19 protein-coding genes are annotated in these 20,896 nt (G+C 70.3%); 12 read left to right on the top strand and 7 right to left on the bottom strand.

Annotated features, from left to right (window positions below; translation table 11 throughout):
- Positions 1-11 precede the first annotated feature (11 nt).
- Positions 12-2,303: a polyribonucleotide nucleotidyltransferase gene (locus ASD56_RS15520; RefSeq protein WP_055967941.1), complete on the bottom strand. Its 2,292-nt coding sequence runs from the start codon at positions 2,301-2,303 to the stop codon at positions 12-14.
- Between the two features lie 324 nt (positions 2,304-2,627).
- Between ASD56_RS15520 and ASD56_RS15515 the strand changes: the two genes are divergently transcribed.
- Genes ASD56_RS15515 through ASD56_RS15505 form a run of 3 tightly spaced genes read left to right on the top strand, consistent with a single transcriptional unit; the run spans position 2,628 to position 3,671 of the window.
- Positions 2,628-2,810, top strand: a complete 183-nt coding sequence (locus ASD56_RS15515; RefSeq protein WP_055967939.1) for a DUF5302 domain-containing protein — start codon at positions 2,628-2,630, stop codon at positions 2,808-2,810.
- Positions 2,811-2,823: 13 nt separating this feature from the next.
- Complete coding sequence (locus tag ASD56_RS15510; RefSeq protein WP_055967936.1) at positions 2,824-3,009, top strand: hypothetical protein; 186 nt, start codon at positions 2,824-2,826, stop codon at positions 3,007-3,009.
- Complete coding sequence (locus ASD56_RS15505; RefSeq protein WP_055967932.1) at positions 3,006-3,671, top strand: YrhK family protein; 666 nt, start codon at positions 3,006-3,008, stop codon at positions 3,669-3,671. Before ASD56_RS15510 ends, ASD56_RS15505 begins: the two co-directional genes overlap by 4 nt.
- Before the next feature lie 124 nt (positions 3,672-3,795).
- Here the strand turns inward: ASD56_RS15505 and ASD56_RS15500 are convergent, their stop codons facing one another.
- Positions 3,796-5,241 (bottom strand): cation:dicarboxylate symporter family transporter, encoded by a 1,446-nt coding sequence (locus ASD56_RS15500; RefSeq protein WP_055967930.1) that lies wholly within the window; start codon positions 5,239-5,241, stop codon positions 3,796-3,798.
- 179 nt (positions 5,242-5,420) lie between these two features.
- Between ASD56_RS15500 and ASD56_RS15495 the strand changes: the two genes are divergently transcribed.
- The 3 genes from ASD56_RS15495 to ASD56_RS15485 are packed head-to-tail and all read left to right on the top strand — an operon-like array spanning position 5,421 to position 8,151.
- Positions 5,421-6,680 carry a sensor histidine kinase gene (locus ASD56_RS15495; protein ID WP_055967928.1) on the top strand — a complete coding sequence of 420 codons (1,260 nt, stop codon included), beginning with the start codon at positions 5,421-5,423 and terminating at the stop codon, positions 6,678-6,680.
- Entirely contained in the window at positions 6,677-7,354 is a 678-nt protein-coding gene (locus ASD56_RS15490) for a response regulator (protein ID WP_055967925.1), read from the top strand. The genes ASD56_RS15495 and ASD56_RS15490 overlap by 4 nt, the downstream gene beginning before the upstream one ends.
- On the top strand, positions 7,351-8,151 hold the full coding sequence (locus ASD56_RS15485; protein WP_235565743.1) for a DNA/RNA non-specific endonuclease: 801 nt from the start codon (positions 7,351-7,353) through the stop codon (positions 8,149-8,151). The genes ASD56_RS15490 and ASD56_RS15485 overlap by 4 nt, the downstream gene beginning before the upstream one ends.
- Positions 8,152-8,154: 3 nt before the next feature.
- Here ASD56_RS15485 and ASD56_RS15480 read toward each other — a convergent pair whose 3' ends face one another.
- From ASD56_RS15480 to ASD56_RS15465, 4 genes are all read right to left on the bottom strand, one after another.
- Positions 8,155-8,802, bottom strand: a complete 648-nt coding sequence (locus ASD56_RS15480) for an FMN reductase (protein WP_055967921.1) — start codon at positions 8,800-8,802, stop codon at positions 8,155-8,157.
- A gap of 1 nt (position 8,803) precedes the next feature.
- The gene (locus ASD56_RS15475) at positions 8,804-10,003 is read right to left on the bottom strand and encodes an LLM class flavin-dependent oxidoreductase (RefSeq protein WP_200947539.1); all 1,200 of its coding nucleotides are present in this window, start codon (positions 10,001-10,003) and stop codon (positions 8,804-8,806) included.
- A 77-nt stretch (positions 10,004-10,080) separates the two neighbouring features.
- A complete protein-coding gene (locus ASD56_RS15470; protein WP_055967915.1) occupies positions 10,081-11,232 on the bottom strand; it encodes a N(5)-(carboxyethyl)ornithine synthase in 1,152 nt (383 codons plus the stop codon).
- Positions 11,233-11,323: 91 nt separating this feature from the next.
- Positions 11,324-12,205 carry an alpha/beta fold hydrolase gene (locus tag ASD56_RS15465; protein WP_055967912.1) on the bottom strand — a complete coding sequence of 294 codons (882 nt, stop codon included), beginning with the start codon at positions 12,203-12,205 and terminating at the stop codon, positions 11,324-11,326.
- A gap of 87 nt (positions 12,206-12,292) precedes the next feature.
- On the opposite strand from ASD56_RS15465, the gene ASD56_RS15460 reads away from it, so the two are divergent.
- A complete protein-coding gene (locus ASD56_RS15460; protein WP_082541528.1) occupies positions 12,293-13,492 on the top strand; it encodes an acyltransferase family protein in 1,200 nt (399 codons plus the stop codon).
- 58 nt (positions 13,493-13,550) lie between these two features.
- Positions 13,551-15,674 carry a RecQ family ATP-dependent DNA helicase gene (locus tag ASD56_RS15455; protein ID WP_055967908.1) on the top strand — a complete coding sequence of 708 codons (2,124 nt, stop codon included), beginning with the start codon at positions 13,551-13,553 and terminating at the stop codon, positions 15,672-15,674.
- Positions 15,675-15,679: 5 nt separating this feature from the next.
- Here ASD56_RS15455 and ASD56_RS15450 read toward each other — a convergent pair whose 3' ends face one another.
- A complete protein-coding gene (locus ASD56_RS15450) occupies positions 15,680-16,633 on the bottom strand; it encodes a helix-turn-helix transcriptional regulator (RefSeq protein ID WP_055967905.1) in 954 nt (317 codons plus the stop codon).
- 68 nt (positions 16,634-16,701) lie between these two features.
- Here ASD56_RS15450 and ASD56_RS15445 point away from each other — a divergent pair, with 68 nt between their 5' ends.
- The 4 genes from ASD56_RS15445 to surE all read left to right on the top strand — a co-directional run bounded on the left by ASD56_RS15445 (position 16,702) and on the right by surE (position 20,881).
- Positions 16,702-17,835 (top strand): epoxide hydrolase family protein, encoded by a 1,134-nt coding sequence (locus tag ASD56_RS15445; RefSeq protein ID WP_055967902.1) that lies wholly within the window; start codon positions 16,702-16,704, stop codon positions 17,833-17,835.
- Between the two features lie 102 nt (positions 17,836-17,937).
- Complete coding sequence (locus ASD56_RS15440; protein ID WP_055967899.1) at positions 17,938-18,960, top strand: isopenicillin N synthase family dioxygenase; 1,023 nt, start codon at positions 17,938-17,940, stop codon at positions 18,958-18,960.
- A gap of 77 nt (positions 18,961-19,037) precedes the next feature.
- Complete coding sequence (locus tag ASD56_RS15435) at positions 19,038-20,063, top strand: 1-phosphofructokinase family hexose kinase (RefSeq protein ID WP_055967896.1); 1,026 nt, start codon at positions 19,038-19,040, stop codon at positions 20,061-20,063.
- Positions 20,060-20,881, top strand: a complete 822-nt coding sequence (surE, locus tag ASD56_RS15430; protein ID WP_055967893.1) for a 5'/3'-nucleotidase SurE — start codon at positions 20,060-20,062, stop codon at positions 20,879-20,881. Before ASD56_RS15435 ends, surE begins: the two co-directional genes overlap by 4 nt.
- The last annotated feature ends 15 nt before the right edge of the window (positions 20,882-20,896 follow it).

Below are 20,896 nucleotides of genomic sequence, written 5' to 3'. Positions count from 1 at the left end.
CCCTGGGCGCTTCAGCCTTCGGCGGGAGCCTCCGGGCCCTCGCTGGCGGCCGCGCGGCCTTCCTGGTCCGCAGCCTCTTCGACCACGGGCTCGAGCGACAGCTTGCCGCGGTCGTCGATCTTCGTGATCTTGACGAGGATCTTCTGACCCACGCCGAGCACGTCTTCGACGTTCTCCACGCGCTTGCCGCCGGCGAGCTTGCGGACCTCGCTGACGTGCAGCAGGCCGTCCTTGCCGGGCAGGAGCGAGATGAACGCACCGAACGTCGCGATCTTCACCACGGTGCCGAGGAACTGCTCGCCGACCTCCGGGTTGGTGGGGTTGGCGATCGCGTTGACCTGGGCACGGGCGGCCTCGGCCGACGGGCCGTCGGTCGCGCCGATGTAGACGGTGCCGTCCTCCTCGATGGAGATCTGCGCGCCGGTCTCGTCCTGGATCGCGTTGATCGTCTTGCCCTTGGGTCCGATGAGCTCGCCGATCTTGTCGACCGGGATCTGCACGCTGATCACGCGCGGAGCCGTCGGAGCCATCTCGTCCGGGCCGTCGATCGCGGCGTTGAGCACGCCGAGGATCGTGAGGCGGGCTTCGTGGGCCTGCTGCAGCGCGGCGGTGAGAACCGACGACGGGATGCCGTCGAGCTTCGTGTCGAGCTGGATCGCGGTGACGAACTCGCTGGTGCCGGCGACCTTGAAGTCCATGTCGCCCAGCGCGTCTTCGGCGCCGAGGATGTCGGTCAGCGCCGCGTAGCGGGTCTGACCGTCGACCTCGTCGGTGACGAGTCCCATGGCGATGCCGGCGACCGGGGCGCGCAGGGGCACACCGGCGTTGAGCAGCGACAGGGTGGATGCGCACACCGAGCCCATCGACGTCGAGCCGTTGGAGCCGAGAGCCTCGGACACCTGACGGATCGCGTAGGGGAACTCCTCGCGGCTGGGCAGCACCGGCACGAGCGCGCGCTCGGCGAGGAAGCCGTGCCCGATCTCGCGACGCTTCGGGCTGCCGACACGGCCGGTCTCACCGGTCGAGTACGGCGGGAAGTTGTAGTGGTGCATGTAGCGCTTGTGCGTGACGGGCGACAGCGAGTCGATCTGCTGCTCCATCTTGAGCATGTTCAGCGTGGTGACGCCCAGGATCTGGGTCTCGCCGCGCTGGAAGATCGCCGAACCGTGGACGCGCGGGATGACCTGCACCTCGGCATCGAGCGGGCGGATGTCGGCCAGACCGCGGCCGTCCATGCGCACGCCCTCGGCGAGGATCCGGCCGCGCACGATCGCCTTGGTGACCGACTTGTACGCCGCAGCGAACTCGAGCGTCGCGACGGCCGGCAGCTCGCCGGACTCGACGGCCGCGAGCAGCTCGGCCTTGACGGAGGCCTTCAGCTCGTCGTCGGCGTTGTTGCGCTCCTGCTTGTCGGCGATCTGGTAGATCGGGACGAGCTTGTCGTACGCGCGGTGCGCCACGTAGTCGTAGGTCTCCTGGCTGTACGGCAGGAAGACCGGGAACTCCTTGATCTCCTTGGCCGACGTCTTGGCGACGGTGTTCTGCGCCTCGACGAGCTGCTTGATGAAGGGCTTCGAGGCTTCGAGGCCCTCGGCCACGACCTTCTCGTTCGGCTTGACGGCGCCGCCCTTGATGAGGTTCCAGGAACCCTCGGTGGCCTCGGCCTCGACCATCATGATCGCGACGTCGTCGTTGCCATCGGCGTCGGTGATGACGCGGCCGGCGACGATCAGGTCGAAGACGGCGTCCTCGAGCTGCGAAACGGTGGGGAACGCGATCCACTGGTCGGCGTTCTCGCCCTGGCCGGGGATGAGCGCAAGGCGCACACCGGCGATGGGGCCGGAGAACGGCAGGCCCGAGATCTGCGTCGACAGCGAGGCCGCGTTGATGGCGAGGGCATCGTAGAACTCGCCGGGCGCGATGGAGAGCACCGTGACGACGATCTGGACCTCGTTGCGCAGGCCCTCGACGAACGAGGGGCGCAGCGGGCGGTCGATGAGACGGCAGACGAGGATCGCCTCGGTGGAGGGGCGGCCCTCGCGGCGGAAGAACGAGCCGGGGATCTTGCCGGCGGCGTAGGAGCGCTCTTCGACGTCGACGGTCAGCGGGAAGAAGTCGAAGCCTTCGCGCGGGTGCTTTCCGGCGCTGGTGGCCGAGAGGAGCATCGTCTCCTCGTCGAGGTACGCGGCGACGGCACCCTGTGCCTGCTGCGCGAGGCGTCCGGTCTCGAACCGGACCGTGCGGGTGCCGAAGCGTCCATTGTCGAGGACGGCTTCGGCGGCAGTGATTTCAGGACCTTCCAAGAGGTCTCTCCTTCTTTGTTTTGACTCGCTCGCCCGTGTGGCGCGCGAGTTCATGCGAAGGAGCAGGAACAGGCAGATTTCGGCGCGCGGCGATGGCCGCGGATCGCGCCAGCACTGGCCACCAGTAGAAATCCACCCGGCGCATCGGCGACGAGGAGACCACCACAGGGGACCAGCTAGCTGCCGGCCTGCTCCGTGAGCTCATGTTGAATTGAGCGGATGCCGCAAGGGCAACCTCGCCGATCCTACCAGTGCCGTCCTTCTCGGGCCTGCAGGGCGACCCCGACGATGACATCGTGTGCGAGCGTGCGTAGGGTGGGGTGCATGAGCACCGACGAGAAGCCGGCGGGCGCGGCGTCCGATGAGATGAAGCGCAAGTTCAAGGAAGCCCTGGAGAAGAAGAACGCCCAGCACCGCGAGGGCGAGTCGCACCTGGACGGCGACTCCGCCGTCCACGGCACGCACGGAGCGGTCACCAAGCGCGAGTTCCGCCGCAAGAGCGGCTGAGCCACAGGCTGACATGAGCGACTTCCGCGAGCGCATCCCCGACGACGAGCGGGACGTGCCCCTCGACGACGATGTCGAACTCGAGCTGCCCCCGGCGACGCTCGATCCGATGGAATCGGTCGAGGAGCAGATGGACGAGCTCGACCTCGAGGAGCGCGAGTCCGCGATCGAGTCCGGCGAGATCGATCCGGGGGCGTGAGCCCGCCGCCTGATCGCCGCCTGCGCCGCGAGGCCTGGGGCTTCGCCATCGGGTCGCTGTGCTTCTTCGCGGGCGCGCTCCCCGTCTACGCGTCGTGGGCGGGGCTCGTCTGGACCAACGTCACCTTCGTCGTGGGCTCCGTCTTCTTCACCGCCGCGGCGTTCATCCAGCTGCTGCTGAGCGGGCGGCGTCCGCCCCGCGGCGACACGAGCGGCCCAGACCGCGCCGACTGGTGGGCGGCGGCGATCCAGTTCGCCGGCACCCTGATGTTCAACGTGTCCACCGCGGTGGCGCTCCTCGCCGCGATCGCCCGGCCCGACGCGGTCGGCGCGGGCTGGCGTCCCGACGCCTGGGGCTCGGTGGCGTTCCTCGTTTCCAGCGTGCTCGCGGTCGTGGCCGCGAACGGCCGCGAGCGCCTGTGGGACCCCGACGCCCGCACATGGCACGGCACCGGCCTGAACCTCGTGGGGTCCATCGCCTTCGGCGTCTCGGCGGTCGGAGCGTATGTCGTGCCGTCGACCGGCGAACTCCTCAGCGCGGAGTGGGCGGGAATCGGGACCGCGGTCGGCGCCCTCTGCTTCTTCGCGGCCGCCGTACTCTCGCGCCGCACCATCCATCGCGGCGAGGTTCTCAAGAAGCTCGTTCCGCACCGGACGCGTTAGTCCGCCGCACTTCGGGCGCGTCCGCCGCAGAAAGTCCTGCGGCGATCGCCGCGAACTGCGGCTGACATCAGCGACCCGCGCCCGTCGCGGATGCGGGGGGCGCGGGTCACGTGATGTTCGCGGTTCAGAGAGTGAGCTGGCGCTCGCGAGCGCGGGTCTCCTTGGCCTCGGCCTCGGCGATCGCGGCTTCTTCGAGGCCCTGCACGCCGACGGCGTCGGAGGACTGCGACATCCCGTCGTGGTCGCTGCCCGAGAGGGTGGTCTCGTCGAACGGCAGCTCGCCGGCGAGCACGCGGCGTGCGCGGGCCGCGTCGAACTCCTTGGTCCACGAGCCGATCAGCACCGTGGCGACGGCGTTGCCGGTGAAGTTCGTCAGCGCGCGACCCTCCGACATGAAGCGGTCGATCCCCACGATGACGCCGACGCCGTTGACGAGGTCGGGACGGTAGGCCTGCAGGCCACCGGCGAGCGTCGCCAGTCCGGCTCCCGTCACGCCCGCGGCGCCCTTGGACGCGATGATCATGAAGACCAGCAGGCCGATCTGCTGGCCGATCGACATCGGGGCGCCCATGCCGCTCGCGATGAAGAGCGAGGCCATCGTCAGGTAGATCGCCGTGCCGTCGAGGTTGAACGAGTAGCCGGTCGGCACCGTGATGCCCACCACCGGCTTGGACACGCCCAGGTGCTCCATCTTCGCAATGAGGCGGGGCAGCGCCGACTCGGACGAGGAGGTGCCGACGATCAGGAGGTACTCGCGGGCGAGGTACTTCACGAGGCTGAAGATGTTCACCCGCGTCACGGCGTACAGCAGGGTGCCGAGGATGCCGATGATGAAGACCAGGCACGTGATGTAGAACGCGACCATGAGGGTGCCTAGGGCCCAGATCGCGGCGATGCCGGTGTTGCCCACGACGGCGGCGATCGCTCCGAACGCGCCGATGGGCGCGAGCCACAGGATCATGCCGAGGATGCGGAACACCAGCGCCTGCAGGTGCTTGACGGCGTTCATGATCGGCTCGCCCTTGGGGCCCATCTGCTGCAGTGCGAAGCCGACCAGGAGCGCGATGAACAGCACCTGCAGCACGCTCTCGCCGGTGAAGGCGGAGAAGAACGTCGTGGGTATGATCCCGAGGATGAACTCCTGCGTGGTCTTCGCCTCGGCGGTCGCCTCGTAGGTCGAGTTCGCCATGTTGAGGCCCTCACCGGGGTGCAGGAGGTTGCCGACCACGAGACCGATCGCCAGGGCGAACGTCGACATGACCATGAAGTACAGCAGCGCCAGGCCGCCGATCTTGCCGACCGTGGCCGCCTTGGCGATCGAGCCGACGCCGACCACGATCGTGCAGAAGATGATCGGCGCGATCATCATCTTGATGAGCCCGACGAACGCCTCGCCGAGGGGCTTGAGCGCGACGCCGAACTCGGGCCAGATGAGGCCCACGGTGGCGCCGAGCACCACGGCGACGATCACCGAGATGTAGAGCCACGTGTGCTTGTCCCAGGCCTGCTTGCCGCGTCGCCAGTTGAAGCCGGGAAGTGTGAACGAAGTCGTCCGGGTCGAAAGAGCCATCATCGCCTCCTGAGTGAACAGTCGTTGTCCGAGTGCCGGACCCGGGTGCGGGTCGGGCGTGATCTCAGCGTGCGGCGGCACTCCTCCCCCGGCCAGTTGTGGTCGTATTGGTCGCGGTCACGCGCCGGATCCGGCGCGAGGGGTCCAAGATGGACCGGAGTCGGGCACGAGGAGGTGGCATGGGCGCGGAACCTCGAGGAGCGAGCGCGGCATCCCTCGTCTTCCTCATCGTCACCGCCGCGGTGCTCGTCCTCGCGATCGTGCTGGCGGTGCTGCTCGTCGTCGATGCCCAGCGATCGGCGCGCGCCGAAGCGGAGGAGCTGACCAGGGCGGTGGCACTGGCGGTGGCAGCGGCGCCCACGGTGGCCGAGTCGCTGGACGCCCCCGATCCGTCCGCATCGCTCCAGCCGTACGCCGAGACGCTCATGGACCACGCCGGGGTCGACTTCGTCACGATCATGACGCCGGACGGCATCCGGGTCACTCACCGCGATCCGGCTGAGATCGGCCGCCCGTACATCGGCACGATCCCCGCGGAGCCGGCCACGCTCACCGAGGAGTTCGCGGGCACCCTGGGGCCGTCCGTCCGCACCATCGTCCCGGTGGAGTCGGAGGGTGCCCTGGTGGGCTGGGTGTCGGTCGGTCGCACGGTCGGCACGATCGCCTCCGACCTCGTGCCCCGTCTGCCGATCGTCGTGGTCATCGCCCTCGCCGTTCTGGTCGCCGGCGTCGCGGGCGCGATCCTGGCGCGCCGCACGACCCGGCGCCTGGCCGGCGATCTTCCGGCCGGCACCATCCGCGATGCCGTGGCGTCGTACGAGTCGGTCAGGACCCTGGGCGAGGCCCTGCGTGCGCAGACGCACGAGCACGGCAATCGCATGCACACCGCGGTCTCGCTGCTCGAGCTCGGTCGCACGCGTGAGGCCATCGAGATCCTCACCGAGACGTCACGCCAGAGTCAGGCGCTGGTCGATCAGGTGGCCGCTCGACGCGACGGCGACCCGACGGTCGGCGCGCTGCTGCTGGGCAAGGCCGCCCAGGCCCGCGAGCGCGGGGTCGACTGGAACGCCGAGATCGCCCCGGACGCTCCGCGCAGCACTCTCTCCCCCGTCGACGCCGTGTCGGTGGTGGGAAACCTCATCGACAACGCGCTGGATGCCGCGGCATCCGGTCCCGCACCCCGTTGGGTGCGCATCGCCTTCGAACCGGCCGACAGCGGTGGCGTTCGCATCGTCGTCGCGGACAGCGGCGACGGTGTGGCCGACGAGCACCGCGAGCGCATCTTCGACCACGGCTTCTCCACCAAACCGGCCGGCGCAGAGGGGCGTGGCATCGGCCTGGCCCTGGTGCGCGCGATCGTGACGGACGCCGGCGGCGACATCGCTCTCTCCGCCGCGCCGACCGCGTTCACGGTGACGCTCCCCGGGCGGCGATCGTGATCGAAGTCCTCCTCGTCGACGACGACGCCCTCACCCTCGAGCTGCATCGCACGTACCTGGAGCGCCTCGACGGCTTCCACGTCGCCGCCGAATGCACCGGAGCGCGTGCCGCGGTGGCGGCCGTGCTCGAGCGGGCCGACCGCATCGACCTCGTGCTGCTGGACGTGACGATGCCCGACGGCACGGGTCTCGACGTGCTGCGCCACATCCGTGCGCGCGGTGCCGACGTCGATGTCATCGCGATCACCGGGGTGCGCGACGCCGAAGTGGTGCGCCAGATGGTGAGCCTCGGTGTCTCGCAGTACCTGGTGAAGCCCTTCCCCTTCGCGATGTTCAGCGAGCGGATGAACCAGTACCGCGAGTACCGACAGCGCGCCCGGGAGGCCGCGGGAACCCCGACCCAGTCCGAGATCGACGCGCTGCTCGGCGCCTTCCGCCCGACGATGGCGGCGCCCCTCCCGAAGGGACTGTCCGGCGACACGCTGGAGCGGGTCACCGCCGACCTGCGGGCCCACGAGCCGGTGTCGGCCGGCGAGTCGGCACAGCGCCTGGGGATGTCGCGCGTCGCCGCGCGCCGGTACCTCGAGCACCTCGTCGCGGCCGGTCGGGCCGTCCGCGCGCCGCGCTACGGCACGCCGGGACGGCCCGAGTCCGAATATCGTTGGCAAGCGTGACCGGCTACGACGAGACCTTCCTCGGCTCCACCCTCCCGCTTTCCCTTCCCCGGCCCCTCGGCGACGAGGAGCTGCGCGAGCTGGGCTACCCGCGCTTCACTGTGCTGCTCGATCCGGTGCGCCGCCTCGCCGCGGTGACGGCGGTGAACATCGACGGCTCCTCACTGCAGGATCTGCCGCGGACGGGCGAATGGATGCTGGATCCCCGCCTTCCCGCATCGGAGCAGACCGGCCCGGCGGTCTACGCCGACAACGACCTGGATCGCGGCCATCTCGTGCGCCGACGCGACCCCGGCTGGGGCACCGCGGATCAGGCCCGCGAAGCGACCGAGGCGACGTTCTCGTACACGAACGCGGCTCCGCAGGCCGGGGTCTTCAATCAGTCGAAGGACCTGTGGCTGGGGCTCGAGGACCACGTGCTGCACTACGCCGACACGACCGATCAGCGGATCAGCGTCTTCACGGCTCCGGTGCTCGACCCGGGCGATCCGGTGTACCGCGGCGTCGGCATCCCCCGCCGCTTCTACAAGGTGGCGGCGTGGGTGACGGAAGGCGGCCTGCAGGCCGCGGGATTCGTGCTCGACCAGTCGGAGCTGATCGATGCCGCCCAGGGCGCTGTGGCGGTGCGGCCGCTCGGAGCCTTCCGGACCTTCCAGGTGCCGATCGCGGAGATCGAGACGCTCGCCGGCATCGACTTCGGTCTTCTCGTCGACGCGGACGTGCTCGCGCAGCCAGGCGTGCGCGGAGGGGACGAGTGGCGCCCCCTCCGCGCAGCCGCGGACATCGTGCTCGGCTGAGGGCTACTCCCCTGCGAGACCGCCGAGCAGGTGGCCGAACGAGCGGCCCTCGCCGAGGTAGTTCGCGGGATCGAAGGGATCCTCGTTCCTCGCCGGCTCTCGCCGTTCGATCGCCTCGGCCAGCTCGCGTGCACCGCGGTCGACGCGCTCGCCCAGCGGCGCCACCTGGTCACCGGCGGCGCCCCAGTCGCTCGAGGCCGCGAAGACGCCTGTCGACACCGGCTCGGCGTGGAGGTAGGTGAACAGCGGGCGGATCGCGTAGTCGATGGCCAGCGAGTGACGGGCGGTGCCCGCGTTCGCCCCGATCAGCACCGGCTTGCCGGTGAGCGCGTCCGGATCGAGGATGTCGATGAACGACTTGAACAATCCCGAGTAGCTGGTCGAGAAGATCGGCGTCACCGCGATGACGGCATCTGCGGAGACGACGGCGTTGACCATCGACTCCAGCGCAGGCGGCGCGAAGCCGGTCAGGAGGTTGTTCGTGATGTCGTGCGCGTAGTCGCGCAGCTCGAACACATCGACCTCGGCGGCGATCTCGCGCTCGGTCAGCTGCTTCACGGTGGCCGAGGCCATCCGGTCTGCCAGCAGCCGCGTGGACGACGGGTTGGACAGGCCCGCGGAGATGACCGCGATACGGCGGGGAGCGGTCATGTCACGCCTCCTTGCGGCTCAGGCCGAACGCCGCGCCGGCCGGGGCCGGAGCGTCGCGGTAGGGGCTCTCGCCGACCAGGTTGTCGCCGCGGTTCGCGCCGGGGACGGCCTGTCGAGGTGCCTCGTCGCCGAACGCCGCCTTGACCAGACCCGCGTGGGTCGGGGCATCCGGCACATCCGCGGGGCGGTTCACCGCCAGCTCCTTCCGGAGCGCGGGGACGACCTCGCCACCGAGGAAGTCGAGCTGCTCGAGCACGGCCTTCAACGGCAGACCGGCGTGGTCGATGAGGAACAGCTGCCGCTGGTAGTCGCCGTAGTAGGCCCGCATGGCGGCGTAGCGGTCGATGACCTGCTGCGGCGACCCGACGGTGAGCGGGGTCATCTCGCTGAAGTCCTCGAGCGAGGGCCCGTGGCCGTAGACCGGCGCGTTGTCGAAGTAGGGGCGGAACGCGTTCACGGCGTCCTGCGAGTTCTTCGCCATGAAGACCTGGCCGCCCAGGCCCACGATCGCCTGCTCGGGCGTTCCGTGCCCGTAGTGCGCGTAGCGCTGGCGGTACAGCGCGATCAGCCGCTGGTAGTGCTCCTTGGGCCAGAAGATGTTGTTCGCGAAGAAGCCGTCGCCGTAGTAGGCCGCCTGCTCGGCGATCTCGGGCGTGCGGATCGAGCCGTGCCACACGAACGGCGCGACGCCGTCGAGCGGGCGCGGGGTGGAGGTGAAGCCCTGCAGCGGGGTGCGGAACTGGCCCTCCCAGTCGACCACGTCCTCGCGCCACAGGCGGTGCAGCAGGTTGTAATTCTCGATCGCCAGCGGCAGGCCCTGGCGGATGTCCTTGCCGAACCACGGGTACACGGGTCCGGTGTTGCCTCGGCCGAGCATGAGGTCGACGCGACCGCCCGAGACGTGCTGGAGCATCGCGAAGTCCTCGGCGATCTTCACCGGGTCGTTCGTCGTGATGAGGGTGGTCGCGGTCGAGAGCACGAGGCGCTCGGTCTGCGCGGCGATATAGGCGAGCGTCGTGGTGGGCGAGGACGACCAGAACGGCGGGTTGTGGTGCTCGCCGAGCGCGAAGACGTCGAGTCCGACCTCTTCGGCGTGCTTGGCGACGGTGATCGTATTGCGGATCTTGTCCGCCTCGCTCAGCGTTTCGCCCGTGGTCGGGTCTTCGGTGATGTCGCTCACCGTGAAGATGCCGAACTGCATCTGACCTGTGATGTCGTTCACGATCGCTCCTCGCGTTTTCTATGCATGTGAATGTATCTCATGCAACGCGGCATGGTTCAGGATATTCCGACCGGATGCGGATAGGTGGACCCGCGCCTCTGGAACTCGAGGATCGCGGGGTTGAGCACCACCCCTTCCGAGATCTCGGTCGCCCGGCCGATCGTCTCGTTCTGCGCCCACGCCGAGGGGCCGCCGAGCACGACCGGGATGAAGCCCAGCAGCGCCTCGCTGATCTCCCAGCTGGCGGAGTTCCACAGGTACGACGGGCTGTGATCCACCCCGTAGTAGTTGATCGAACCGCCGACGGTGAACATCGGATCCGCGAACGACGTGGGGCGCGCCCACTCGAAGCCCATGCCCTCGTCGCACGAGACGTCGATGATCAGGCTTCCCGGCCGGAACGCTCCGAGGTCGCTCTCACGCAGGTACAGCAGGGGGTGGTTCGGATCCTGCAGCGTGCAGTTGACGACGATGTCGCTCTCCGCGAGGAAGGGCGCGAGCGGCACCCGGCCTTCGTCGGTGATGACCTCGCTGAGGTACGGCTCGTCGTCGTGGTCGAACTGGATGATGTGCGCGGCGTGGATCGGAGAGGCCACCGACGCCGTGCGCCGGTTGGTCAGGACACGCACGTCGTGCACGCCGTGCGCGCGCAGGGCCGTCACGGCGCCGCGCGCGGTCGCGCCGAAGCCGATCACCACCGCCGTGAGCCGGCGGCCGTAGTCTCCGGTGGATCCGCACAGCTGGAGCGCGTGGAGGACGGAGCAGTATCCCGCGAGCTCGTTGTTGATGTGGAAGACGTGCAGCCCGAAGGCGCCGTCGCTGCCCCAGTGGTTCATCGCCTCGAAGGCGATCGTCGTCAGGCGCTTGTCGATCGCCAGCTGGGTCATCGCCTCGTCCTGCACCAGGTGGGACCAGCCCCACAGCACCTGCCCGTCCCGGAAATCCCGCAGGTCGGCCGGCTGGGGCTTGGGCAGGAGCACGACATCGGCCGCGGCGATCACCGCCTCGCGCGAGGCGATGCGTCCGACGAGCGGGCGGAGCTCGTCGTCCGGCACGCCGAACGGGAGCCCGTACCCCTCTTCGAGGACCACCCGGTCGCGCAGGTCCTCCGGCAGCCGTTCGAAGTGCCCGGGATGAATCGGAACCCGCCGTTCGTCCGGTTTGCGGGAGCTCCCGATCACTCCGAGGGTGGATGCGGCGGCGGTCATGGTGCCTCGTTCCGTGCGCAGGGCAGTGAGGTCCCCCCTGGCTCCCGACGGTACACCGGCCCCGGATGCGGCGGCCGCGGCATCCGCTTGCTCAGGCGTTCGCGAACAGGGTCAGCATGTCGCGCACGAGCTGATGCGGGGCGGTCTCGCAGGGCGCGTGCCCGGTCGGGTAGACCACCATGCGGGCCCCGATGCGCTCCGCGTAGGCGGCGTGCTGCTCGGTCGGCCACAGGTCCTGCTCCCCCACCGCGATGAGCTTCGGGATGCCGATGCCGGCCACCTCGTCGGCGATGTCGGGCATCGCCATCATGAGGGCGACCACGTCGTCGATCGCCGGGCGCCGGGTGATCGCCATCCGCTCGCGCACGAACGCGATGCGCAGCGGCGGTGTGCGATTGAGGTTGTAGCGGATGCCCCACAGGATCAGCCCCGCCGCGCGGCGCGGCGGCATGTCGGAGATCGGTCCGATGTGCTTGACGCCGCGGAAGACCTGACCGGTGTCCGGCGGTGCCGCCATCAGGGTCAGGCTGGCGAAGAGGTCGGGCCGCTCGACGAGCGCGAGTTCGGCGAGGAGCCCGGCGAAGCTGTAGCCGAGGACGTGCACCGGCCGCCCGCCGTCCTCGAGGATCGCGACGAAGTCGTCGAGGAACAGGTGGTAGTCGTAGTGCTCCCGCGGCGGGTCCAGGTTCTCGGGACCCGCGGCGACCGATCCGTAGTGGCCCGCCAGGTCATAGGACTCGACGCGGTATCCCGCGGCGGCGAAGAGCGGGAAGAGCAGGACGAAATCCTCCTTCGACCCCGCGACTCCGGAGACGAGCAGGACCCGCGGCGCATCCTCGTCACCCAGGCGGACGCGCGCCAGGCCGCCGCTGGGGGCGGCGAAGACGTCGTGCACCGTGCCGTCGGGGAACACCCGCCAGTCGATGTCGGGGATCGAGCGGTCCTTTGCGAGCGCGTCGTCGATGGTGGTCATCGCGCGGAAGACTATCGCTAAGAACCGCCGCCGCGGCGTCGCACGACGGCGCGTGGCCGCAGGCGTCGGGATAGGGTGGCTCGCGCCATGACCGATCCGTCGAACGCCGCGAGCGCGGCATCCCCCGCTCCTCCCGCCACGGGAAGCACCGGCGCTGTGCGCGTCAAGCGGCGCGTGCCGTTCTGGGACAACGCGCGCTTCGCGTGCATCGTCCTGGTCGTCCTGGGCCACGCCGTGCAGCGCCTGACGTACGACTCGGACATCGCGCTCGGCCTGTACCTGCTGATCTACGCGTTCCACATGCCCGCGTTCGCGATCATCTCGGGGTACTTCTCGAAGTCGGAGCCCCCGAGCCGCCGGCAGATGGCCCGCGTGATCACCGACATCCTGCTGCCCTACGTGATCTTCGAGGGCGTCTGGACCCTGACCAAGTGGATCGTCGAGGGCCAGGCGAACCCGAACCTCACCCAGCCGTCGTGGACGCTGTGGTTCCTGCTGGCACTGGGCCTGTTCCGCCTGATCCTGCCGTACCTCGCCCTGTTGCGCTGGCCGCTGCTGTGGACCGTGATCATCTCGATCGGCGTCGGCTATCTCCCCAACGTCGACTCGACGTTCTCGCTGTCGCGCACGCTGGGCCTGCTGCCGTTCTTCACGCTCGGCTGGTGGCTGCGCGAGCGGGATGTCGTCGCGCGACTGCGCCTGCTGGACCGGCGCGCCTGGTGGGTGGCGCCGAGCGCCGTCGCCCTGTTCGCGGCGGCGGGCTGGGCCGCCTGGTTCTTCGTCGACGACTGGCGCGCGGTGAACCTGCGCGAGTGGCTCTTCTACGACGAGAACTACGCGGCGCTCGGGGGCACGCAGTGGTGGGCGGGGGGCGTGCGGCTGGCGCTGATGGTGCTCGCCCTCGTTCTCAGTGCGGCCTTCTTCGCCCTGCTGCCCCGGCGCACGCACTGGTGGACGCACTTCGGGCAGTACACGATGTACGTCTACCTGCTGCACTCCTTCGTGCTGTACCCGTTCCGCGAGTCGGGCCTCCTCCGTGATCTCGAGCCGACCTGGCTGTGGCTGCCGATCGTCGTGGTGGCCTCGGTGCTGATCGCGCTCGGGCTCGCCACGAGACCCGTGCGGGTGCTCTTCCGGCCGCTCGTGGAACCCCGGCCGCGCTGGCTGTTCGCAGACGGGATGCTCGCCGCGAACGAGGGCCGCCGCAGCGACCCGACGGGTTCGCGCCGTCCGCGCGAGCAGCCGAAGCCGCCGCGCGCGCACTCGGATCCGCGACAGAACGGATGAGCCCGCTCGTCGCGCACGCGATGCGCGGGACGTCGGCGGCACCGGGTACGGTCGCGGAGTGAGCGACGACCCGAACCCCGACCTGCACGAAGAGGCCCTCGTCGCGCTGCGGCGACTCGTGGCCCGCGAGGACGCGGCGTTCCACGACGGACAGTTCGAGGCGGTCGAGACCCTCGTGCAGCGCCGGGCGCGGGCGCTGGTGGTGCAGCGGACGGGATGGGGCAAGTCGGCGGTGTACTTCGTCGCGACCCTGCTCCTGCGCCGGCGCGGGATGGGACCCACCATCCTGGTCTCGCCGCTGCTCGCGCTCATGCGCGACCAGGTCGCGGCGGCGGAGCGCGCGGGAGTGCGTGCCGCGAGCATCAACTCCGCGAACCCCCTCGAGTGGCAGGACGTCCTGACCCGGCTCCATGCCGACGAGCTGGACGTGCTGCTGGTGAGTCCCGAGCGACTGAACAACCCGAGATTCCGCGACGAGCAGCTGCCTGCGCTGATGGCGCGCATCGGACTGCTGGTCGTGGACGAAGCGCACTGCATCTCGGACTGGGGCCACGACTTCCGGCCGGACTACCGGCGTCTGCGCGATCTGATCGCCGGCATGCCCGCGGGGGTGCCCGTGCTGGCCACCACCGCCACCGCGAACGAGCGCGTGGTGCACGACGTCGAGGAGCAGCTGGGCGCGGGCGGCGCGGGCGTCCTCACGATCCGGGGTCCGCTCGCGCGAGCGTCGCTGCGGCTGGGCGTGCTTCGACTGCCGGATGCCGCGGCCCGCCTGGCCTGGCTGCTCAGCCATCTCGGCGATCTGCCGGGCAGCGGCATCATCTACGCGCTCACCGTCTCGGCCGCCGAAGACACCGCGCGCCTGCTCCGCGAGGCCGGCCACGAGGTGCGCGCATACACCGGTCAGACCGATACCGCGGAGCGCGAGGAGTCCGAGCGCCTGCTCAAGGAGAACCGCGTCAAGGCGCTGGTCGCCACCAGCGCGCTCGGCATGGGATTCGACAAGCCCGACCTCGCGTTCGTCATCCACCTGGGTGCGCCGTCGACTCCGGTCGCCTACTACCAGCAGGTCGGCCGCGCCGGACGAGCCACCGAGCGCGCCGACGTGCTGCTGCTTCCCGGCCCCGAGGATCCGGCGATCTGGCAGTACTTCGCCACCTCCTCGATGCCGGACGAGGCAAAAGCGACGGCCGTGCTCGACGAGCTCGCCCACGAGGGCGGGGCGCTCTCGACGATCGCGCTCGAGGCCCGCGTCGACATCCGCCGCAGTCGGCTCGAGCTGCTGCTCAAGGTCCTCGACGTCGACGGTGCCGTCGAGCGGGTGCAGGGCGGCTGGCGCTCGACGGGAGTGCCGTGGACCTATGACGCCGAGCGCTACCGGCGGATCGCCGAGGCACGCACGCGCGAGCAGCAGTCGATGATCGAGTACGAGACGACGACCGGATGCCGCATGGAGTTCCTGCAGCGTGCCCTCGACGACCCGACCGCCGTGCCGTGCGGACGCTGCGACAACTGCACGGCACCCTGGTACCCGACCGACATCGCTCCCGACACGACCGTCGCGGCCGACGCCGCCGTGAACCGGGTGGGCGTGCTCATCGAGCCGCGCGCGCAGTGGCCCAGCGGCATGAACCGGCTCGGGATCGATCTCCGCGGCAACATCGCACCGGACGAGCGCCTCGAGCCCGGCCGCGCGCTCGCGCGCCTGACCGACCTGGGCTGGGGCGGCACCCTGCGAGCCGCGTTCGCGCCGGGGGCACCGGACGCCGAGATCTCCCCGGCGATGGCCGCGGCCTGCGTGCGCGTGCTCGCCGAGTGGGGGTGGCCGACGCGCCCGGCCGCCGTCGTGGCCATGCCGTCCCGGACCCACCCGAAGCTCGTGTCCTCGCTCGCGCGCACGATCGCCGAGGTCGGGCGCCTGCCCCTGCTCGGGTCGCTCGAGCCGACCGGCGCGGGGCCCGGCGGCTCCGGCGGCAACAGCGCCTACCGGCTGGCCGGGGTGGCCGGCAGCTTCCGGGTCGATCCGCCGCTCGCCGATGCCGTCGCCGGGCTCGGCGGCGCTCCGATGCTGCTGGTCGACGACCTCGTCGACAGCCGCTGGTCGCTGACCGTCGCGGGACGCCTACTGCGGCAGGCAGGAGCCGGCCCCGTGCTGCCGTTCGTGCTCGCCGCTCGGGCGTAGGCGGGTCAGACCCCGGCGGCACGCCGGTAGACGTCGGCCAGGTGGAGCAGATGGGGAATCAGCTCCTCCGGTGAATCGACCGTGAAGTCCATGCCCAGCATGCCGATGTAGGCGGCGATCGTCTCAAGACTGTCGGCACCGGTCACGAGCACCGAGGTCTCGGCATCGACGGCCTCGACCACCCCAACGGTGGGATTGATCCGCGCGACGACGCGCTCGGCCGGCGCGGCGATGCGCAGCCGCGCATGGACCTTCCAGCCGCTCGCGGCGATCGAGCGCAGAGCGAACGCCGTGTAGTCGCCGCCCGGCAGCGGCACCGGCCGGAAAGGCCGCCGCGTCGGCATCCGCGGCTCGATCCAGTCGAGCCGGAAGGTGTCCCATTCGCCGGACTCCGGGTCGCGGGCCACGAGGTACCAGCGGCGCTGCCAGCTCAGCAGACGGTACGGCTCCACCAGCCGCTGCCGGCCGCGGTAGTCGAACCGCAGCCACTCGACCACGCGGATCGCCTGGGCCACCGCAGCGAGCGCGAGGGGGTCGACCTCCGGATCCGGAGCATCCGTGTCGGTGTTCTCGGGTCCGCGATCCACTGTCGCGGCCACGGCGTCGACCATCGGCCGAAGCTGCGGCGGAAGCACCTGCAGGAGCTTCGCGAGGGCGCGGGCTCCGGCATCCTCGATCCCGCTCACGCCCGTCGCGACCCGCAGTCCGATCGCCACCGCGACCGCCTCGTCGTCGTCGAGGAGCAGCGGCGGCAGCTTGCCGCCGGCGCCCAGCCGGTACGAGCCGGCCCTGCCGCGCGTGGCGTCGACCGGATAGCCGAGCGAGCGCAGGCGTTCGATGTCGTTGCGGATGGTCCGCGTCGAAACCTCGAGACGGGCGGCGAGCTCGGGACCGGTCCAGTCGCGGCGGGTCTGGAGCAGCGCGAGAAGGCCCAGCATCCGGGCTGACGTGTCTGCCATGGACGACTCCGAATCGGATTCAGAAAACAGGAACAATATGAACCTATATCGACCGTAGTGTCGTAGACATGACCACCGCAACCGCAGAAATCCGCCCCTTCCGCGTCGACGTTCCGCAGGCCGACATCGATGATCTGATGGACCGCCTCGCCCGCACCCGCCTTCCTCAGCCCGCCCCCGCAGATGACTGGGACTCGGGCACCCCGAACTCCTACCTCCGTGAGGCCGTCGCCCGCTGGCGCGACGGATTCGACTGGCGTGCCGCGGAGGCCCGCATGAACGAGCACCCGCAGTTCGTCACCGAGATCGACGGTCAGCCGATCCACTTCGTGCACGTGCGGTCGCCGCACGCCGACGCGACGCCGCTGCTGCTCGCCCACACCTACCCGGGCTCATTCGTGGACTACCTCGACATGATCGGGCCGCTCGTGGACCCGGTGGCACACGGCGGACGCGCGGAGGACGCCTTCGACGTCGTCATCCCCGATGCTCCCGGCTTCGGGTTCAGCCAGCCCGTCGTGGAGGCCGGCTGGACCACTGCCCGCGTCGCATCGGCGTACGACACCCTCATGCGCCGGCTCGGCTACGACTCGTACGGCATCCACGGCAGCGACAACGGCGCCATGGTCGCGCGCGATCTCGGCCTGCAGGATCCCGAGGGCTTCCTCGGCCTGCACGTGCTCCAGCTCTTCTCGTTCCCGTCGGGCGACCCCGCCGAGTTCGAGAAGCTCGAGCCGCAGGACTACGCGGGCCTCGAGCACATGCAGTGGTTCCAGTCCGTCGGCGGCTACAACACGATGAATGCGTCGCGGCCGCAGACGATCGCCGCCGGGCTCTCGGACTCCCCCGTCGGCCAGCTCGCCTACTCCGAGCTGTTCAACTCCTTCGGCAACGGCACCAGCCTCGTCCCCCTCGACACGATCCTCACGCAGGTGAGCGTGGCGTGGTTCGCGAACGCCTCGGCCGGGATGAGCCGTGCGTACCGCGAGAACGCCCTCGCCGAGGCCGAGCCCCAGGTCAGCGCTGCCCGCACCGGCGTCGCGGTGTTCGCCGACGACTTCCAGACCATCAAGGTCTTCGCCGAGCGCGACAACTCGAACATCGTGCACTGGAGCCGCTTCGAGCGCGGCGGCCACTTCGCCTCGCTCGAAGTGCCCGAGATCGTGGTGCAGGACCTCCGCGCCTTCTTCACCAACGCCTGAGGCGAGGGCGAGCGGTGCCGGGCGGCCCTCCGCCCGGCACCACTCGCTTAACCGTCCGCAACAAACGAGCGGATGCCGCGACCCCGGCCTAGCCTCGGGGTCATGAGCGACCTGAACCTGCCGATCCTCGACCTGTCGCAGCTCGACGAGGGCCCTGAAGCGGCCGCGCGGTTCCGTGACGACCTGCGCGCGGCGACGCACGACGTCGGGTTCTTCTACCTGACCGGAACGGGCATCCCCGCCGAGCTCGAGGCACGCCTCGAGCGGGCGGCGCGCGACTTCTTCGCCCTGCCCGACGCCGACAAGCTCGCGATCGAGAACGTCAAGAGCCCGCATTTCCGCGGGTACACGCGTGTGGGCGGCGAGCGCACGCAGGGCAAGGTCGACTGGCGAGAGCAGATCGACATCGGTCCCGAGCGCGAGGCCGTCACCGATTCCGACGCCCCGGACTTCTCGCGCCTGATCGGCCCGAACCTGTGGCCGGACGCGCAGCCCGAGCTGCGTGAGGTGGTCTCGCAGTGGCACGACCACCTGTCAGGGGTCGCCCGCAAGCTGCTGCGCGCGTGGGCGCTGTCGCTCGGCGCGCCGGAGACGTACTTCGACGAGCACTTCGGAGAGCCCTCCACGCTCATCAAGATCGTCCGGTATCCCGGCAAAGAGGACCCGACGCCTCAGCAAGGAGTCGGCGCGCACAAGGATTCGGGTGTGCTGACGCTGCTGTGGGTCGAGCCCGGCAAGGGCGGGCTGCAGGTCGAGCGGGACGGCGAATGGGTGGATGCCCCGCCGGTGCCCGGCGCCTTCGTGGTGAACATCGGCGAGCTGCTCGAGTACGCGACGCAGGGCTACCTCATCGCGACCAAGCACCGGGTGATCTCGCCGCGCTACCCCGACGATCGCATCTCGGTTCCGTTCTTCTTCAATCCGGCCCTCGACAAGCGCCTGCCCCTCATCGAGCTGCCCGAGGAACTGGCGAGCGAGGCCCGCGGCGTGACGAAGGATCCGGGCAACCCGATCCATGCCCTCTACGGCGAGAACGCGCTGAAGTCGCGCCTGCGGGCGCACCCCGATGTCGCCGAGCTCCACCACGCCGATCTGCTCGCCGCGCGGGCCGCGGCATCCGCCTGACCCGAACTGGGCTTGCAGGTTGCGTGCGGGCTCGCAAGGGGTTCGCGCGCCTGCGCCCTGGCTCGTAGCGTGAGGGCATGAGCGACGTCACGATCTTCGCGCCCTCGCCGACGCTCACCATCACCGTCGAGGAGCACGGCGAACAGCCCGACATCCATCTGCACCCAGGCGGGCAGGGGGTCTGGCAGGCCCGCATGCTGCTCCGGCTAGGAACCTCGGTGACCCTCTGCTGCGCGCTCACCGGCGAGATCGGACGGATGCTGCGCCACCTGCTGCAGGACGAGGGCATCGCCGTCGCGGGCATCGAGCGCGAAGGGAGCGGGTCGGCCTACGTCCACGACCGGCGCGGCGGTCACCGCGACGTTGTCGCAGCGACGGAAGGCGATCCTCTCGCCCGGCACGATCTCGATGAGCTCTACGGCGTGACTATCCGCGAGGGACTGCGATCGCGGCTGGTCATCCTGAGCGGACCCGCCGGAGAGGAGGCGCTCCCGTCGGACACCTACCGCAGGCTCGCCGCGGACCTCCGCGAAGGGGGCGCGACCGTCGTGGTCGATCTCGCCGGCGATCGGCTCGATGCGGCCCTCGAAGGCGGTGTGGACGTGCTCAAGGTCAGCGACGAAGAGCTGACGGCCGCCGGTCTGATCGAGGATCCGTCGCCGTCCGCGGTCATGGCCGCGATGCGCCGCCTGCACCGATCGGGCGCGGCGACGGTCATCGTCTCGCGGTCGGCCGAGCCGCTCCTGCTGCTGGACGGGCAGGGGTTCCTCCAGGTCGAGTCGCCTCGCATGGCGGTGACCGACACGAACGGTGCCGGCGACTCCCTCACCGCGGGCGTCGCGGCCGGCATCGCCGGCGGCGAGACCGCGCGCGAGGCGATCGTGACCGGAGTGGCCGCCGGCGCCTTGAACGTGACCAGGCACGGCCTGGGCACCGGGGACCCCGACGCGATCGCCGAACTGCGGGCCGCGGTGAACGTCCGCGTCATCGTCGACGACACCGCGGCCGAAGTCGCCCAGCCCGTCACCGGTCATGTCAGCCCCGGCGGGCTCGCTGCTCTCGCGCAGCCGGACGACGCCACCCGGAAGGAGACGGACCGATGACCCACGTGCTCGTCACCAACGACGACGGCATCGACGCGCCGGGCCTGCACGTCCTGGCACGGCATGCGATCGATGCCGGGCTCGACGTGACGATCGCCGCGCCGGCCCGCCAGTCCAGCGGCGCGTCCGCGTCCATCGTCGCCGCCGAGGAGGACGGGCGGATCGCCGTGGAGCAGCGCGCGCTCGACGGGCTGGACGGCGTCCCGGCGTTCGCCGTGCGAGGCGGTCCGGGCCTCATCGCGCTGATCGCCGCGCACGGCGCGTTCGGCGAACCCGCCGATCTCGTGCTGTCCGGCGTCAATCACGGCGCCAACGTCGGCCGGGCCATCCTCCACTCCGGGACGGTCGGCGCCGCGCTCACCGGCGGCCTCAACGGAGCGTGGGGTCTCGCGGTGTCGCTCGACGTCGGGATGACCCCGAGCGTCTTCCACTGGGAGACCGGCGCCCGTGCCGCGATCGACCTGCTGCCGTTCCTGCTCGGCCGGCCTCGCGGAACCGTAGTCAACGTGAACGCGCCGAATTCGGCATCCCATCGCGGAATCGCCGAAGCGAGCCTGGCGCCCTTCGGCATCGTCCAGATGTCACTGAAGGAGCGGGACGCCACGCACATCCGGCTCGCCGTCGAGGATCTGCCCAACACCCCCGAGCCCGGCAGCGACGCCCAGCTGCTCGCCGACGGCTGGGTGACCCTGACGGGCCTGGACCCGGTGTCGCAGCTGCCGCTGGGCTACGACGCGGCGCAGGCTGCGGCATCCGAACGAGAAGAAGGCCGCCCCACACCTGGGACGGCCTTCTCAAGAAGTTCTCTGCGCGATTGAACGCTGGTTCGCGTT

It is taken from the genome of Microbacterium sp. Root166 (assembly GCF_001427145.1).
Classification (GTDB): domain Bacteria; phylum Actinomycetota; class Actinomycetes; order Actinomycetales; family Microbacteriaceae; genus Microbacterium.
Note: the sequence above shows the minus strand (reverse complement) of the source record. Positions and strands in the feature narration are given on the sequence as shown.